The organism is Haemophilus parainfluenzae ATCC 33392 (assembly GCF_031191205.1).
Classification (GTDB): Bacteria; Pseudomonadota; Gammaproteobacteria; order Enterobacterales; family Pasteurellaceae; genus Haemophilus_D; species Haemophilus_D parainfluenzae.
Window position 1 is genome coordinate 1,263,994 of record NZ_CP133470.1, and the last position, 16,178, is coordinate 1,280,171.

The window sequence follows — 16,178 nt, forward strand, 5'->3', positions numbered from 1 at the left end:
TTCCCCCTCTTTCGTAAAGAGGGGGCGAGGGGGAGATTTAAACGATGCTAAATATACTATGAGGTTGAAATAACTTCTGCCAAATCTCCCCTACCCCTCTTTGCTAAAGAGGGGATTAAATTCAAAAAGATACAAGGAGTATTATGAACATTCTCATCATCGGAAATGGCGGTCGTGAACACGCCTTGGCTTGGAAAGCAGCACAATCTCCATTGGCAGATAAAGTTTTTGTCGCACCGGGCAATGCGGGTACAGCATTGGAACACAAAGTAGAAAACGTAAATATTTCTGCAACAGATATCCCCGCATTAGTTAAATTTGCTCAAGATAAACAAATTGGATTAACCATTGTTGGCCCTGAAGCCCCATTAGTAATTGGGGTAGTCGATGCATTTCGGGCTGCAGGATTAAAAATTTTTGGTCCAACTCAAGCGGCTGCACAATTGGAAGGTTCAAAAGCATTTACCAAAGATTTCCTCGCTCGTCATAAAATCCCAACGGCAGAATATCAAAACTTCACCGAAGTAGAACCTGCATTGGCGTACTTGCGTGAGAAAGGTGCACCAATTGTCGTTAAAGCGGATGGTTTAGCGGCGGGTAAAGGGGTAATCGTTGCAATGACATTGCAAGAAGCGGAAGACGCTGTGCGTGATATGCTTTCTGGCAATGCCTTTGGCGAAGCGGGTAGCCGAGTGGTGATTGAAGAGTTTTTAGATGGCGAAGAAGCCAGTTTTATCATCATGGTGGACGGTAAAAACGTCGAGCCTATGGCAACCAGTCAAGACCATAAACGCGTGGGCGAAAATGATACAGGTTTAAATACTGGTGGCATGGGGGCGTATTCGCCTGCACCAGTGGTGACATCAGAAATTCATGATCGCATTATGCGTGAAGTGATTTATCCAACGGTTAATGGCATGGCGGCAGAAGGCAATGTTTACACCGGTTTCTTGTATGCGGGATTGATGATCATGCCAAATGGTCAGCCGAAAGTAATTGAATTTAACTGCCGTTTTGGCGATCCAGAAACACAGCCAATTATGCTACGCCTCGAATCAGATCTCGTTGAGCTTTGTCTTAAAGCTTGCGAGGGAAAATTGGATGAAGTGAAATCCCAATGGAATCCAAAAGCGTCCTTAGGTATTGTGTTAGCCGCGGAAGGCTATCCAGGCGATTATCGTAAAGGCGATGTGATTAGTGGTTTACCACAAAGTGCGGTCGAAAATGAGAAAGTTTTCTTAGCGGGTGTCGCAGAAAAAGAAGGCAAATTAGTTACGAATGGCGGTCGCGTGCTTTGTGTTACTGCATTAGGCGAAAGCGTATTTGAAGCTCAACAAAAAGCCTTAAAACTAGCTGAACAAATTCAATGGACAGGACGTTTTTATCGTCGAGATATTGGTCATCGTGCCGTCGCTCGTGAACAATAAAAATTAACTACTTTAATGGTAAGGGCTCGAATGGATTATAAAAATAAAGAATTATGTCGTCTCCGCACAATCAGTTTTTTTCTGACGTTACATAAAGATAAAACGCAATGGGAAGACGCCCTTTATTCGGTGAAACGTGATGTGGATTTATTATTGCCAGCTGTTCAGAAAGCAGGTTATACCTTGCAATCGATTCGAGTGATCACCAATCCCTTTGGTGAATATTTGGATTTAACCAATTTGCAGACAGCAAAAGCAGATTTGCAGTATTTAACGGAATTATTGAATAAATTTAATGAAAGTGGAATTCGTCTTCGATTTGCAATAGGTGCAGCGAGAAATAAAGAGGAAATTGCTTTATTACCAGAGTTAATCGCCGCTTATGGCGACTTGTGTAATGCTTGTGTCAATGTGCCATTAGATGAAAATGGCGTGTTAGATAATGAACTTATTGAGCAATCTGTTTATGCGGTACAACGAATTGCAAATATCACACCACGTGGCGAAGGTAATTTTAACTTTACGGTGAATTTTAACTGCAAGCCATTTATTCCTTATTTCCCCGCCGGTTATCATCTAAGTCATTTACCAAACAGTTTTGTCATTGGTTTAGAAACACCCGATTTATTAGTCGAAGTATTAAAATCTGTGCCAAAATCGCCTCATAATCAATTTTATGCTGATTGTTATCAGGCTATGTCGCAAGCTCTGCAATATCATGTAGATCAAGTATTAGAGATGTTAAGTGCGGCCAAATTATCAGGTGAATTTGAATTTGCAGGCATTGATAGTTCGGCGGCACCATCTAAAAATTGTGCATCCATGACAAAAGTGTATGAATTAATGGGATTACCCTATTTTGGTGCGGCTGGTTCAGTCGAGGTTTCTGCGCTACTGACAAAAGTGTTTAAATCAGTCCAACGTGTGCCATTGGTTGGGTTTTCTGGATTAATGTTGGCGGTGACAGAAGATTTAGGTTTAGCCGAAGGGACACAAAAACAAGATTTCGATATTCGTGCTTTACTGACGTATAGCGCAGTATGTGGTATCGGTTTAGATACGGTCCCTGTAGCGGGAAATGCTAAGGCTGAAAGCATCGCGGCGATTATGCGTGATACGGGGACGATGGCATTTCGCTTAAATAAACCACTAACTGTACGCTTATTTCCCATTCCGAATAAGGTTGCAGGTGAAATATCAGAATTTGAGAGTGATGATTTATGTAACTGCCGCCTTTTACACATTCCTGATTAAACGAAAATTTCCCTATTTTGTTGTGAACAACGTTATCCCTACTGTTAATAAAAGGAGTATCTCATGAGAAAATTAATATTAGGTGGCCTTGTTGCTGCATTATTAACGGCTTGCTCGGGGGCTTCAAATGTCTCACAAAGCTCAACATTAGATGGCGAGTGGATTTGTCATACTATCCCGACACAAGATAAACAAACTTACGATCGATTAGATCACTTTGTCTTAAAGCCAGATGGAACAGGCGCCTTGCGAGGCATTTCCTACATTGAATTGGATAAAGAGACGACTATTCGTTATTTAACAAAAGGTAAGGTGAAATGGCAGAGCCAAAATAATGTCTTGAGTTTTGATTTTGTTAATCGCGCTATGGTGCCTGCGCACAGTAATAATGTGGCTAAAGCCATTAAGCAAGATAAGAAATTACAAAAACAAGAAAAAGAGAAATTGGCTGCGTTTTATAGCAAATCAGGCGATCACGTGAATATGCCAATTGAACTTAAACAGAATGGCAATCAACTAATTTTAGGTAAGGATTTTGCGACTTGCCGACGAGTCACCGAGAATGACAAAGATATTCAGTTATTGAATAAATGGTTTGTGAAGAAATAAATATAATTATTTTAAGCTTGATAAAAAACAAGCATGATTTTAACCGCACTTTATTTTTGTAAGTGCTGAAATCAACTTAATAAAAGGAGTATTACTATGAGAAAATTAGTATTACTATGAGAAAATTAGTATTAGGTAGTCTTGTCGCTGTATTGCTATCGGGATGTGCAACGGCGCATCAGAAAACTGAACAGGAAAAAGCGTTGGTGGGTGATTGGATTTGTCATGTGAAACCCGCCGCCAAGGCACCTTTGCCAGTTGAACATTTTGATTATGTCACTTATCGAGCAGATCAAACTGTGCTTCTACGCGGTATTTCACAGATTGATACAAAAGAAGGCTGGATGCGTTATTTATTGCAAGCTAAAGCTAAATGGCAGGCGAGTGATGGTAAGTTAAGTTATGACTTTACCGATCGTCTATTTAAAACAGCCCATTCACCACAAGTCGCGAAAATTATTGAACAATCTCCAGAATTTAAAGAATTAGATAAGGAATTTGTTTAACCTTGTGATCGTTGTGGTGATCATTTGGATATGAAGATTAAAATGAAAAGTCCAACAAGGATGACAAATTTTAATACTTATACGAAAGAAACCAGCCAATGCCGTAAACTCGGTGCTGGTGAGAAAACAAAAGAAGTTAAATTAATTGAAAAATTAGTGAAAGAAAAAGGCTCGATTTAGATAAATGAATGTTTTTCATTGTAATAATGAAAAATATGGTCGAAATTTTTGATTAAGTTTTTGCCTAGAAACAGGTAAACTATACACAAATAATGCAAACAACGAGGAAAACACAATGTTTAAAAAAAGTATGAACATCGCTGATTACGATCCGGTTCTATGGCAAGCCATTCAGGACGAAAATCGTCGTCAAGAAGAGCATATCGAACTTATCGCGTCTGAAAACTATGCGAGTCCACGCGTAATGGAAGCGCAAGGTTCACAGTTTACTAACAAGTATGCTGAAGGCTATCCTGGTAAACGTTACTACGGCGGTTGTGAGTACGCAGACATTGTGGAGCAGTTGGCGATTGATCGCGCGAAAGAGTTATTTGGTGCGGATTATGTGAACGTACAACCACACTCAGGTTCACAAGCAAATGCGGCAGTATATGGTGCATTAATCAATGCGGGCGATACCATTTTAGGGATGGATTTAGCACACGGTGGTCACTTAACCCATGGGGCAAAAGTGAGTTTCTCCGGTAAAATCTATAATTCTGTACTTTATGGTATCACTGCTGATGGTTTAATCGACTATGAAGATGTGCGTCAAAAAGCGTTAGAACATAAACCAAAAATGATCGTGGCGGGTTTCTCTGCTTATTCTCAAGTGGTAGATTGGAAAAAAATGCGCGAAATTGCGGATGAAGTGGGCGCGTATTTATTTGTTGATATGGCTCACGTTGCGGGCTTAATCGCAGCAGGTTTATATCCAAACCCATTACCATACGCACATGTTGTAACAACGACCACCCATAAAACCTTAGGTGGTCCACGTGGTGGTTTAATCCTTTCTTCTTGTGGTGATGAAGAGCTTTATAAACGCTTACAATCTTCTGTTTTCCCTGCAAACCAAGGTGGTCCATTAGTTCACATTATTGCGGCGAAAGCAGTATGTTTCAAAGAAGCATTAGAGCCTGCTTATAAAGAATACCAAGCAAACGTGATTAAAAATGCGAAAGCAATGGTAGAAGTGTTTAAACAACGTGGTTATGACGTGGTTTCAAATGGCACAGAAAACCATTTATTCTTAGTCAGTTTCATCAAACAAGGTTTAACCGGTAAAGCAGCAGATGCCGCGTTAGGTAAAGCGAATATCACAGTGAATAAAAACTCCGTACCAAATGATCCACAAAAACCATTTGTGACCTCTGGTATCCGTGTAGGTACACCAGCAGTGACTCGTCGAGGTTTTAACGAACAAGACTGTCGTGAATTAGCCGGTTGGATGTGTGATGTATTGGATGCATTAGGCAAAGAAAACGAAGAACAAGTGATTACAGCAACCAAAGAAAAAGTATTGGCAATCTGCAAACGTCTTCCTGTTTACGCAAACTAATTTTTCATCTTTGCTAAACGAAACGGTGACATCAATGAAGGATGTTACCGTTTTTTATTTCAATTTTTTATGATTTATAGGGAAAGGTAAAGGCTAATTAGTTGATGTTATAGTGCTATTTTTCTGAGTAATAGAATAGTTGAATAAAATAATATATTATTTGGTAACTCAACTAAACGATAAATATATTAATTCTTCAGCCTAAAGAGCCCGGGTAAAAAACAGTCTCCATTATGCTTACTCAAATTGCCACGATAGTGGTTTAACGGTGCTGAGCCTATTATCCAATTTAGTTAAAAATCCAACCGCACTTTCGATTCAATTGAAATACATTTATCTCCCAAAGGAAGTCCTATGTTTAAAACATTATTAAATTTATTTTGCTCGACTGACAAAAATAGTCTTGAAGCCTTAAAGCAACATGCAGAACAAGGTGATGCAGAGGCAATATATCAGTTGGGGAGAGTATATGCTCTTGGTAAAGGGGAAGAAGTCGATTACGATAAAGCAATGACGTTATATCACCGCGCGAATGCATTGGGTTATCCATTAGCGGCAAATAATATTGGTGCGCTTTATGATGATATGGGTGAGCCCGAAAAATCAGTAGAATGGTTTGAGCAAGGCATTCGTCAAGGCGATAAACGAGCGACAATTAGTTTGGGACGATTCTATCTTTTAGGCATTGGCGTGGAGCAAGACACATTTAAAGGCGTTGAAATGCTTAAGAAATATGACAATGATGGGCTTGCTTCATACCTTTTAGCGCAGGTATATGATGGTGTTATAGGATATGAAGTTCCAATTAATTATCCTAAAGCATTGGAATATTACTTGCTTGCTGAAAAGAATAAACAAGATTTAACCAATGAAGATTTAATGACGCTTTATAATAACCTTGGGACACTCTACAACGCTCACGAGGATATTCCAACTAATTATGCTGAAGCGCAAAAATACCTAACCAAAGCTGCTGAAATGGGGCTTCCTAATGCAATGTATGGTTTAGCAAATTTACACGATTTCAGAGGGGATAAAAAACAAGCCTTTAAATGGTATTTAAAAGCCGCTGAAAATGGCTTAATTGATGCCTATTACTATGTTGGTAATGCTTATAAAAGAGGTGAGGGCATTCAACAAGATAGCCAGAAAGCCTTGAAATGGCTAGAGCTAGCAGCAGAATACCAAATGAGGGATGCGGCTAGGGAATTGGCTGAGATTTACCAGGATGGGCTAGGTAATGTGCCACAAAATTTAGAAAAAGCTCAAGCGTTTTATCTACTTGCCAAAGAAGCTGGAGAGAATGTCGAACGCTCAGTACAACAACTTCGAAGCCGTCTTGCTGTGCGAGATAATTTTGATGAATTACTTGAACGCGCTAAAGAAGGCGATCTTGATGCACAAAAGGATTTAGCGATGGCTTACGTTCGAGGTGATGAAATTGAACAGAATAATGAAGAAGCCTTTAAATGGTATAAAGCCGCTGCGGAACAAGGTGATGCTGATGCACAAAATAGTCTGTACAATCGCTATGCAAAAGGCGAAGGAGTTGAACAAAATAGCGAAGAAGCGATGAAATGGCTACATCGTAGTGCAGAACAAGGTCATGGGCTGGCTTACTATAATTTAGGATTTGAATATAGTTCAGGTGATTTAGTTAGAAAAGATGAATTAGAAGCGATCAAATGGTATAAAAAGGCCGCGAAAAAAGACGTCACGGAAGCTTATTATCAACTTGGATTTCTTTATACTTATGGCGATACTATTAAAAAAGATTATCAGTCTGCACGGGAATATTATGAATTGGCGGGCGGAAGCTGGAACGGTGAAGCGCAAAATGAGTTAGGCATTCTTCACTTTAATGGGTTAGGCACACCAAAAGATAATGCTAAAGCTTTTTTGTATTTCCAACTTGCTGCTGAAAATGGCAGTCCTGAGGGAATGTATAATTTAGGTGCGATGTATGACAATGGCTTTGGCACAAAACGCAACCGCAAATTTGCCACCCAATGGTTTAAAAAATCCTGTGAAGCTGGATATGAAAAAGCGTGCGAGATGCTATAAAAATAACACCTTACTTGATGTTTTTTCATGCAAAAGGAGAGGCGTAATACCAGATCAATATGTTAAAATGAACTATTATTTTTTGATCTTCTCGTTTACGCATAATGCTGATTCAGCTTTTATTTGTGATGTTAGCGGCGATGAATATCGCCGCTTATTTTTTAATGTGGAAAGACAAAGTTCGCGCGGTTCGTCACGGCTGGCGAATTTCTGAAAATACTTTCTTTCTATTAAGCCTGCTTGGTGGGTTTATTGGTGTTGATTGTGGGATGAAACGCTTTCGTCATAAAACCAAACACTTTAGTTTTAAATTTGTTGTTATTCTCAGTGCCTTTATTTGGTTGATCTTAATGCCTTATTGGTATTTCTTTCTTGAATAATGTTGAGTACAGAATGACTTTCAGTAAGAAAAAAGCCTAGAGAATATCTCTAGGCTTTTTAGTATGCGATTAGACTACTTAAAAATGAGGCGTCGATTTCGACTTTTCTTCACTTGTGAAAGTGTAATTAATCCCAACACAATGACATAGACAGCGAAAATAAATACCAACCATTGCACCATCGTGATGCCGAAAAGTGACCATTGGCTTTCGTTGCAGCTGCCTGTCGGATTGAAGACCGCAGGTAGCCATTTATGGAATGGTAACGTTTCTGGAAAGTTTGGTATAAATTCACATTGTTTCCATGGCGCAGGGGTCATTTGTAAATCAAGGTGACGAATGGAAATCATTAATCCTTTGATTGCACTAAATAAACCCACAATAAGAGCAAGAATGCGGACAATAAGCGAACTAGGGGCTAAGGCGCCGATAAAACCAGCAATAAATAACCCTACCATAGCTAAACGTTCGTAAACACAAAGTACGCAAGGTTGTAAACCCATTCCGTATTGAAAGTAAAGTGCGGTCGATTCTAAGGCAAATACGGAAAATGCCAAAAAGATCCACGCTGAACGTTTAAGGGATAATTGCTTAAAAAAGTCGAGCATTCTTTCTCCTTATGCTTCATTAAATTGGAAGAATTAAGCCAAGGTTTGCAAGCCAAATCGTCATTCCTGGTAGGATAAATTCGATTGCAAGGAAACCAACTAGCGTTAATACGATAGTGTAAGGCAATGCCATGTAGACCATTCTACCATAAGAAAGTTTAATTAACGGTGCAAGCGATGATGTTAATAAGAACAAGAACGCGGCTTGACCGTTTGGTGTAGCGACAGAAGGTAAGTTTGTACCTGTATTGATTGCTACCGCAAGTAATTCAAATTGGTGCGGTGTAATTGCGCCTGTCGCAAGGGCATGTTTCGCTTCATTGATATAAACTGTTGCTACGAATACGTTATCAGAAATCGCAGACAGTAAACCGTTGAAACAGTAGAATAATGCTAACTGTGTTTTCTCTTCAGAACTTAATACAAAGTGAATAATTGGCGCAAAGAGTTTTTGATCGATAATCACTGCAACGACAGAGAAAAACACCACTAATAGTGCAGTGAAAGGTAAACTTTCTTGGAATGCTTTACCAATAGCATGTTCATCAGTTACACCAGTAAAGGTTGTCGCAAGAATGATCACGCTTAAACCAATCAAGCCTACGGCCGCTAAGTGGAAAGCTAAACCTAAGATCAACCAAACCGCGATAACCGCTTGGACAGAAAGACGAATCTTATCTTGTTTAGACATTTTTTGTGCGTTTTCACGATCTAAATCCGCTAAGACTTGCCATACTTCTTCTGGTAGTTTTTCACCATAACCGAATAATTTAAATTTTTCGACTAAAATACAAGTGAGTAATCCACAGATAAATACAGGGACTGTCACAGGTGCCATACGGAAGAAAAATTCAATGAAATTCCATTTAGCTTGTTCTGCAATGATTAAGTTTTGAGGTTCCCCCACCATGGTCATGACACCACCGAGTGCGGTACCGACACCAGCATGCATCATTAAGCTACGTAAGAAAGAGCGGAATTTTTCGAGAGTTTCGTGATTTTTTATTTTGTTATCATCGGAAATATCAACCGCATCTTGTAGATTTTTCCCTGATGCCACTTTGTGATAAACCCCATAGAAACCCATGGCAACACTGATGATGACCGCCACAACAGTTAGTGCATCTAAGAAAGCTGAAAGAAATGCAGCACTAAAACAGAATGCTAAAGAGAGAACGATTTTAGAACGAATACGCACTAATAATTTGGTGAAAACATAAAGCAAAAGTTGCTTCATAAAATAAATACCGGCCACCATGAAGATTAAAAGTAAAAGCACTTCAAAGTTTGCCACGATCTCCGCTTTAACGTGTTCAGCATTTGTCATGCCAATAGCAATGGCTTCAAATGCTAATAAACCACCCGGTTGAAGAGGGTAGCATTTTAATGCCATGGCTAGCGTGAAAATAAACTCGGCAACGAGTAGCCAACCTGCAAGAAATGGACTAACAAAAAAGAATAAAATCGGGTTAATTACCAGGAAGGCAATAATAGTTAATTTATACCAATCTGGACTTGCGCCCAGAAAGTTTTTCATAAATGCTTGTGTGTAAGTCATATCGAACTCCGTTTTTTTATAGTCTTAACATTGTAATATATACAGCTTTAAAGGATAATAGACCAGTTAAAGATTTATTGAATAAATCACATTTTTTTGATCTTTTTAAGCTTTTTTATATTTATTTTATATTTATGCAAACAGATAATACCCTTTTACGGGCTCAAAGCCCAGCCGCACTTGCCGAAGAATATATTGTTAGAAGCATTTGGGATGATGTATTTCCCGCGGGTACCAATCTTCCTTCTGAACGTGATTTAGCTGATAAAATCGGTGTGACACGCACCACATTACGTGAAGTATTACAGCGTTTAGCACGAGATGGATGGCTTACCATTCAACACGGCAAGCCGACCAAAGTCAATGATATTTGGGATACAGCCGGCCCAAGCATTATTGAAACCTTAATTACCTTAGATCGTCAGAGTGCGCCATTAATCATTGAAAATATGCTTTCGTTGCGTAGTCGTATGTCTGAATCTTATATTTATGAAGCTGTCAAAAATTCACCTAAAGCCTCGGTTGCTTTGTTTAAAGGGCTAGATTCATTAGAAAACACCGCTGAAAGTTACATGGAATTCGATTATGCCTTATTCCGCCAATTTACAGTCATGGCGAATAAACCCTTCTATCGTTTGATTTTTAATAGTTTACGTGGGGTTTATCATAAAATTGGCTTATTGTTTTTCAGCGAAGAAAAACATCGCCAAGTCACGCATGATTTCTATGTTGAATTGCGCGATATTTGTGAAAGTGGCCAATCCGATTTAGTGGTAGGCTGTATTCGCAAACATAAGCAAGTGACTTCCGCTTACTGGCGAACCATTTTAGAAAGTTTGCCAAAAGATTTAGAAACAGAATAATATGAAAAGTGCGGTTGAAAATGACCGCACTTTTTCCTTATATCAAAGACTCAATATTATGCGTATTCCAAGAATTTATCACCCAGAATCTCTTAAAAATCAATCTACTTGTCAACTTTCAGAAGATGCGGCTAATCACGTAGGACGTGTACTTCGAATGACTGAAAGTGAGCAAATTGAATTATTTGATGGAAGTAATCATATTTATCCAGCCAAAATTATTGAAGTGAGCAAAAAAGCCGTTAAAGTGGAAATTCTAGGCTGTGAATTGAGTGATAAAGAGTCGAATTTATCGATTCACTTAGGGCAGGTTATTTCCCGTGGTGATCGAATGGAATTTACAATCCAAAAATCTGTGGAATTGGGCGTGAACGTGATTACACCATTGTGGTCAGAACGCTGTGGCGTGAAGCTAGACGGCGAACGCATGGATAAGAAAATTCAACAATGGCAAAAAATTGCTATTGCCGCTTGTGAACAATGTGGCCGTAACGTTGTACCAGAAATTCGCCCATTAATGAAATTACAAGATTGGTGTGCAGAAAATGATGGTACGTTGAAATTGAATTTACATCCAAGAGCCCAATATTCTATTAAAACCTTGCCTTCCATTCCCAAAGAAGGGGTTCGTTTGCTTATTGGTTCAGAAGGTGGTTTATCACCTCAAGAAATCGTTCAAACTGAACAACAAGGATTTACTGAAATTTTATTAGGAAAGCGTGTGTTACGCACAGAAACGGCTTCTTTAGCAGCTATTAGCGCGTTACAAATTTGTTTTGGAGATTTGGGATAATGATGGATTTACAAGGGCAATTTTTAATTGCGATGCCACAGTTGGAGGATTATTTCCAAAATACCGTGGTGTATATGTGCGAGCATAATGAGCAAGGTTCGATGGGCTTAGTGATTAATCAACCCACTGATTTAAGCATTGCAGAGCTATATTCAAAAATGAATTTTATGATGAAAAATGACCGCACTTTTAGCAATGAACTTGTACTTGCGGGTGGTCCAGTACATTCTGAGCGTGGTTTTATTTTGCATAAGAAAACCGCGAAAGAATTTGAGCATAGTTATAAAATTACTGATGATATGTATCTCACCACGTCAGCAGATATTGTGGAAACCTTTGGTTCAGCGGATGCGCCTGAGAAATATCTTGTTGCACTCGGTTGTGCCAGTTGGACAGCAGGGCAGCTTGAACAAGAGATTGCAGATAATGCGTGGTTAGTGGCACCGGCTTCAGACACCATTTTGTTTGAAACGATTTATGAAGATCGTTATCCTGCCGCGAATCAATTATTAGGGATTCATCCTCATAATTTTGTCTTTTCACAAGTGGGGCATAGTTAATGGGCATCACGGCAATCGCGTTTGATTTTGGCACAAAAAGCATTGGTTGTGCGGTCGGGCAAAGTATCACAGGTACGGCACAAGCCTTACCTGCATTTAAAGCGCAAGATGGGATTCCAAACTGGGATGCTATTGAAAAATGTTTAAAGGATTGGAAGCCTGATGTTATTGTGGTGGGATTGCCTTTAAATATGGATGGTACCGAGCAAGATTTAACACTTCGTGCGAAAAAATTTGCCAATCGCTTAAATGGTCGTTTCGGTATTAAAGTAGAACTGCAAGATGAGCGCTTAACGACGGTTTCTGCTAGAGATGAAATTTTCCAGCGTGGCGGTTATCGCGCCCTCAATAAAGGCAAAGTCGATGGAATTTCTGCTTGTCTGATTTTAGAAAGTTGGTTCGAAAGTTATTCAGAATAAGCCAAAAATAAACCGCACTTTAATGTGCGGTTTGTTGTATTTATGAGTTTATTTTTTTATCCAAATCAGACTTGCCATTCGACCTGTTTTGCTATCTCGACGATAGGAAAAGAAGCTCTCTTTTTCTGTGAATGTGCAGTGTTCTCCACCGTAAATTTGGGTAATCCCTAATTTATTGAGGCGTTGTGTAGCAATTTGATAAAGATTACAGAGGTATTTTCCTGCTTCATTCGGATCTGGTCGAAAAGCTGTTTCTGCAATTGGGTCAAAAGCCATAAATTGCTCAATCACTTCTTTTCCTACTTGGAACGCATTGGGGCCGATAGCAGGTCCAAACCACGCGATAATCTCTTCGGGGGCAGATTGGAAACATTTCACCGTTTCTTCTAAAACACCATCACAGAGTCCGCGCCAGCCTGCATGTGCTGCAGCCACTTCAGTGCCTAGTTTATTGGTGAATAAAACTGGCAAGCAATCAGCCGTCATCACCAAACAGACTTGGTTAGGTTGATTGGTGTAAACTGCATCAGCTTCAAAATTATTTCCCTCATAAGGTACTGTAATCACACGAGTGCTGTGCGTTTGAGTTAAAAACAACGGGAAATGTGGCAGATTAAATTTTTCAACCAATAAAGTGCGGTTAGTTTTGACCGCACTTTTATCATCTTCGACATGATCGCCTAAATTGAAACTCTCGAAAGGCGGCAGGCTTACGCCCCCTTCTCTTGTGGTCGTAAAAGCTTGGATGTGTGGTGGAACAGTCCAGTTTGGAACAATGCTTTTCATCTTAATAATCCAACTCGTCTTTGTGTTCGAGGTAATCCGCTTTTAAGGCATGAAGTAATTCGACAAAGTCATCCGGTAATGGGGCATACCATTCCATCATTTCTCCCGTAATCGGGTGAGCTAAACGCAACATAACCGCATGTAAGGCTTGACGTTTAAAATTACGCAGCACTTCAGTAAAGGCTTTGCTTGCATTTTTAGGTGGACGAGGACGACCACCGTAAGTTTGATCACCTAATAATGGATGTGCGATATGCGCCATGTGCACACGAATTTGGTGAGTACGACCGGTTTCTAAACGTAAGCGTAAGCGGGTGTAATTACGGAAGTTTTCCATAATGCGGTAGTGCGTCACAGCCGGTTTACCCATTGGGTGAACCGCCATCAATGTGCGTTTTGTCGCATGACGAGCCATTGGCTGATCTACTGTGCCGCCTTTGGTCATAATGCCACTGGCGACGGCTTCGTATTCACGAGTGATCTTACGTTTTTGTAAGTCACGCACGAGCTTAGTTTGTGCGGGGATCGTTTTAGCAACAACCATGAGACCCGTCGTATCTTTATCTAAACGATGCACAATCCCTGCGCGTGGTACTTCGGCAATAGGTGGATAGTGATAGAGTAGTGCGTTAAGTACCGTTCCGTCTGGATTGCCTGCACCGGGATGAACCACGAGATCTTTAGGTTTGTTAATCACGATAATATCGTCATCTTCATAAACGATATTGAGCGGAATATTTTGTGGCTCAAAACGGTTTTCATCTTCTACTTCTACCGAAATTTCAATTTGCTCTCCGCCATAAACTTTTGCACGTGGAATATCGGCAATTTCACCGTTCATTTTTACCTGTTTTGCTTCAATCCAGGTTTTTAAACGCGAACGGGAATATTCTGGGAACAACTCTGCTAGGGTTTGATCTAAACGCTGTCCCATTTGTTCGGGCTGAATTTCAGCCGTTAAGGTAATTTGTGGCATAAAAAATCCATCTAAAAATTTAAAAAGTTGGCTTATTGTGTAATGTTCTATACAATATTCGTTAATTGTAACTTATTTATTGATTTTCGTAAAAATTAAGGAAAAAAGAATGCGTAAAATAAAATCTCTTGCACTAATTGCATTGACCTCATTCGCGATTGCAGCTTGTAGCAGTGGTAATAAAGAAGTGGAACAAGCTTCTGTTGATGACCTTTATGCAAAAGGGGCAGCAGCATTGCAAGAAGGAAGCTATTCTGACTCGATTCGTTATTTAAAAGCAGCAACAGAGCGTTTCCCTGGTAGTACTTACCAAGAGCAAGCAATGCTTGATTTAATTTATGCAAACTATAAAACGCAAGATTACACCGCAACGTTGGTAACCGTAGATAACTACTTACACCAATTCCCACAAAGTCCAAACCGTGACTATGCAGTGTATATGGCGGGTTTAACAAACTTAGCAACGGCCGATAACATGATCCAAGATTTCTTTGGTATCGATCGTGCAACGCGTGAAACCACTTCAATGAAAACGGCGTTTTCAAACTTCCAAAGCTTAGTGCGTGCGTTCCCAAATAGCCCATATTCACAAGATGCAGTAGCACGTATGGCATACATCAAAGATTCATTAGCTCGTCATGAATTAGAAATTGCAAAATTCTATGCAAAACGTGATGCATGGGTAGCTGTAGCAAACCGTGTAGTGGGTATGTTACAACAATATCCAGATGCCAAAGCGACTTACGAAGGTTTATTCTTAATGAAAGAAGCCTATGAAAAAATGGGTTTACAACAATTAGCGAGTCAAACTCAACAAGTCATCGATGCGAATAAAGATAAACAATTTGCGGACGTGAAAAAACTGGAAGAGTCTGATTTAATTCAACCGGTTAAAAAATAATCCCGTCCCTTGTGGGACGTGCTTGAATAAGCAAAATTATTCAAATAAAGGCTAGTCAAACTAATCAAATTGAGCTAGTATAAATTTAAAAGATTTCCTGGGGTGTTCGTGGATGGGTTATGTCCCTGAGCCGATACTTAGAACTTTATAAATCGGTTTCCCGCCATTGGTGTGTAGGCTTGACCTTTGACTTTGTCATTGGACTAAAGAAACCTAAAAATGGCCTTACCGGTTTCCTTGGACCGTCGGGTTCAAGGACTACTACTCGTAGCGGCACTCTGGGACCTTCCTTTAAAATCCATTCTTTCCAATCGAATGAAATCAACACAGCAAACGCTTCGCAATCAACTCCGTCAACAAATTCGTAAAACACGAGCAAATTTGACCGCTCTTCAGCAGCAACAGGCGGAAGATTCTATCACTCAACAAGCACTTGCGTTAATTGAAGAACGAAATGCTCAGCATATTGCTTTGTATCTTTCCTTTGATGGAGAAATCTCCACGGATAAACTCATCAAAATCCTTTGGGCGCAAGGTAAACAGGTTTATTTGCCGGTATTACACCCTTTCAATCCGAATCATCTTTTGTTTTTACGTTATTTGCCAGATACACCGATGCTGAAAAATAAATTTGGCATTTGGGAGCCAAAACTCAATGTGCAAAACGTATTGCCTTTGGATGAATTAGATATTCTTTTTACGCCACTCGTCGCGTTTGATAAACAGGGGAATCGCTTAGGCATGGGCGGTGGTTTTTATGACCGCACTTTACAACATTGGCAGAAATCTCCTTTTATCCCCGTGGGATTAGCCCATCAATGTCAGCAAGTCGAACAGCTTCCAACAGAAGCGTGGGACGTGCCACTTCATCAAATCTTAGTTGCTTAAACCTATCAAGACGTAAAGTTTGATA

General features: G+C 39.8%; 17 protein-coding genes and 1 other RNA gene. 14 read left to right on the forward strand and 4 right to left on the reverse strand.

Going from position 1 to position 16,178, the window contains the following annotated elements:
- Positions 1-143 precede the first annotated feature (143 nt).
- The 7 genes from purD to RDV53_RS06285 all read left to right on the forward strand — a co-directional run bounded on the left by purD (position 144) and on the right by RDV53_RS06285 (position 7,801).
- Positions 144-1,427 carry a phosphoribosylamine--glycine ligase gene (gene purD, locus RDV53_RS06255; protein WP_005695443.1) on the forward strand — a complete coding sequence of 428 codons (1,284 nt, stop codon included), beginning with the start codon at positions 144-146 and terminating at the stop codon, positions 1,425-1,427.
- A 30-nt stretch (positions 1,428-1,457) separates the two neighbouring features.
- The gene (locus RDV53_RS06260) at positions 1,458-2,681 is read left to right on the forward strand and encodes a DUF711 family protein (protein WP_032822879.1); all 1,224 of its coding nucleotides are present in this window, start codon (positions 1,458-1,460) and stop codon (positions 2,679-2,681) included.
- A gap of 63 nt (positions 2,682-2,744) precedes the next feature.
- A complete protein-coding gene (locus RDV53_RS06265; RefSeq protein WP_005695445.1) occupies positions 2,745-3,290 on the forward strand; it encodes a hypothetical protein in 546 nt (181 codons plus the stop codon).
- Positions 3,291-3,406: 116 nt separating this feature from the next.
- A complete protein-coding gene (locus RDV53_RS06270; protein ID WP_005695446.1) occupies positions 3,407-3,796 on the forward strand; it encodes a hypothetical protein in 390 nt (129 codons plus the stop codon).
- Between the two features lie 295 nt (positions 3,797-4,091).
- A complete protein-coding gene (gene glyA, locus RDV53_RS06275; protein WP_005695448.1) occupies positions 4,092-5,357 on the forward strand; it encodes a serine hydroxymethyltransferase in 1,266 nt (421 codons plus the stop codon).
- 354 nt (positions 5,358-5,711) lie between these two features.
- Complete coding sequence (locus RDV53_RS06280; RefSeq protein ID WP_005695449.1) at positions 5,712-7,421, forward strand: tetratricopeptide repeat protein; 1,710 nt, start codon at positions 5,712-5,714, stop codon at positions 7,419-7,421.
- A 104-nt stretch (positions 7,422-7,525) separates the two neighbouring features.
- Complete coding sequence (locus RDV53_RS06285) at positions 7,526-7,801, forward strand: DUF1294 domain-containing protein (RefSeq protein WP_005695450.1); 276 nt, start codon at positions 7,526-7,528, stop codon at positions 7,799-7,801.
- Positions 7,802-7,875: 74 nt separating this feature from the next.
- On the opposite strand, the gene dsbB is transcribed toward RDV53_RS06285, so the two are convergent.
- Both dsbB and nhaB read right to left on the reverse strand, forming a co-directional pair.
- The gene (gene dsbB, locus RDV53_RS06290) at positions 7,876-8,409 is read right to left on the reverse strand and encodes a disulfide bond formation protein DsbB (protein WP_005695451.1); all 534 of its coding nucleotides are present in this window, start codon (positions 8,407-8,409) and stop codon (positions 7,876-7,878) included.
- Between the two features lie 19 nt (positions 8,410-8,428).
- A complete protein-coding gene (gene nhaB, locus RDV53_RS06295) occupies positions 8,429-9,967 on the reverse strand; it encodes a Na(+)/H(+) antiporter NhaB (RefSeq protein ID WP_005695452.1) in 1,539 nt (512 codons plus the stop codon).
- Positions 9,968-10,101: 134 nt separating this feature from the next.
- Between nhaB and fadR the strand changes: the two genes are divergently transcribed.
- From fadR to ruvX, 4 genes are read left to right on the forward strand one after another with little or no spacing between them, the layout of a single operon-like run.
- Positions 10,102-10,830 carry a fatty acid metabolism transcriptional regulator FadR gene (gene fadR / locus RDV53_RS06300; RefSeq protein WP_005697938.1) on the forward strand — a complete coding sequence of 243 codons (729 nt, stop codon included), beginning with the start codon at positions 10,102-10,104 and terminating at the stop codon, positions 10,828-10,830.
- Positions 10,831-10,888: 58 nt separating this feature from the next.
- The gene (rsmE, locus tag RDV53_RS06305) at positions 10,889-11,623 is read left to right on the forward strand and encodes a 16S rRNA (uracil(1498)-N(3))-methyltransferase (protein ID WP_032804034.1); all 735 of its coding nucleotides are present in this window, start codon (positions 10,889-10,891) and stop codon (positions 11,621-11,623) included.
- Positions 11,623-12,183, forward strand: a complete 561-nt coding sequence (locus tag RDV53_RS06310) for a YqgE/AlgH family protein (protein ID WP_005695456.1) — start codon at positions 11,623-11,625, stop codon at positions 12,181-12,183. The genes rsmE and RDV53_RS06310 overlap by 1 nt, the downstream gene beginning before the upstream one ends.
- Entirely contained in the window at positions 12,183-12,602 is a 420-nt protein-coding gene (gene ruvX, locus RDV53_RS06315; RefSeq protein WP_005695457.1) for a Holliday junction resolvase RuvX, read from the forward strand. Before RDV53_RS06310 ends, ruvX begins: the two co-directional genes overlap by 1 nt.
- Positions 12,603-12,650: 48 nt before the next feature.
- Here ruvX and pgeF read toward each other — a convergent pair whose 3' ends face one another.
- Both pgeF and rluD read right to left on the reverse strand, forming a co-directional pair.
- Positions 12,651-13,388: a peptidoglycan editing factor PgeF gene (gene pgeF / locus RDV53_RS06320; protein WP_005695458.1), complete on the reverse strand. Its 738-nt coding sequence runs from the start codon at positions 13,386-13,388 to the stop codon at positions 12,651-12,653.
- A 1-nt stretch (position 13,389) separates the two neighbouring features.
- Complete coding sequence (rluD, locus tag RDV53_RS06325) at positions 13,390-14,364, reverse strand: 23S rRNA pseudouridine(1911/1915/1917) synthase RluD (RefSeq protein WP_005695459.1); 975 nt, start codon at positions 14,362-14,364, stop codon at positions 13,390-13,392.
- Positions 14,365-14,473: 109 nt separating this feature from the next.
- On the opposite strand from rluD, the gene bamD reads away from it, so the two are divergent.
- From bamD to RDV53_RS06340, 3 genes are all read left to right on the forward strand, one after another.
- Entirely contained in the window at positions 14,474-15,265 is a 792-nt protein-coding gene (bamD, locus tag RDV53_RS06330) for an outer membrane protein assembly factor BamD (RefSeq protein ID WP_032822878.1), read from the forward strand.
- 91 nt (positions 15,266-15,356) lie between these two features.
- A non-coding RNA gene (gene ssrS, locus RDV53_RS06335) (6S RNA) lies at positions 15,357-15,554 on the forward strand.
- Positions 15,555-15,580: 26 nt separating this feature from the next.
- A complete protein-coding gene (locus RDV53_RS06340) occupies positions 15,581-16,153 on the forward strand; it encodes a 5-formyltetrahydrofolate cyclo-ligase (protein ID WP_032822898.1) in 573 nt (190 codons plus the stop codon).
- The last annotated feature ends 25 nt before the right edge of the window (positions 16,154-16,178 follow it).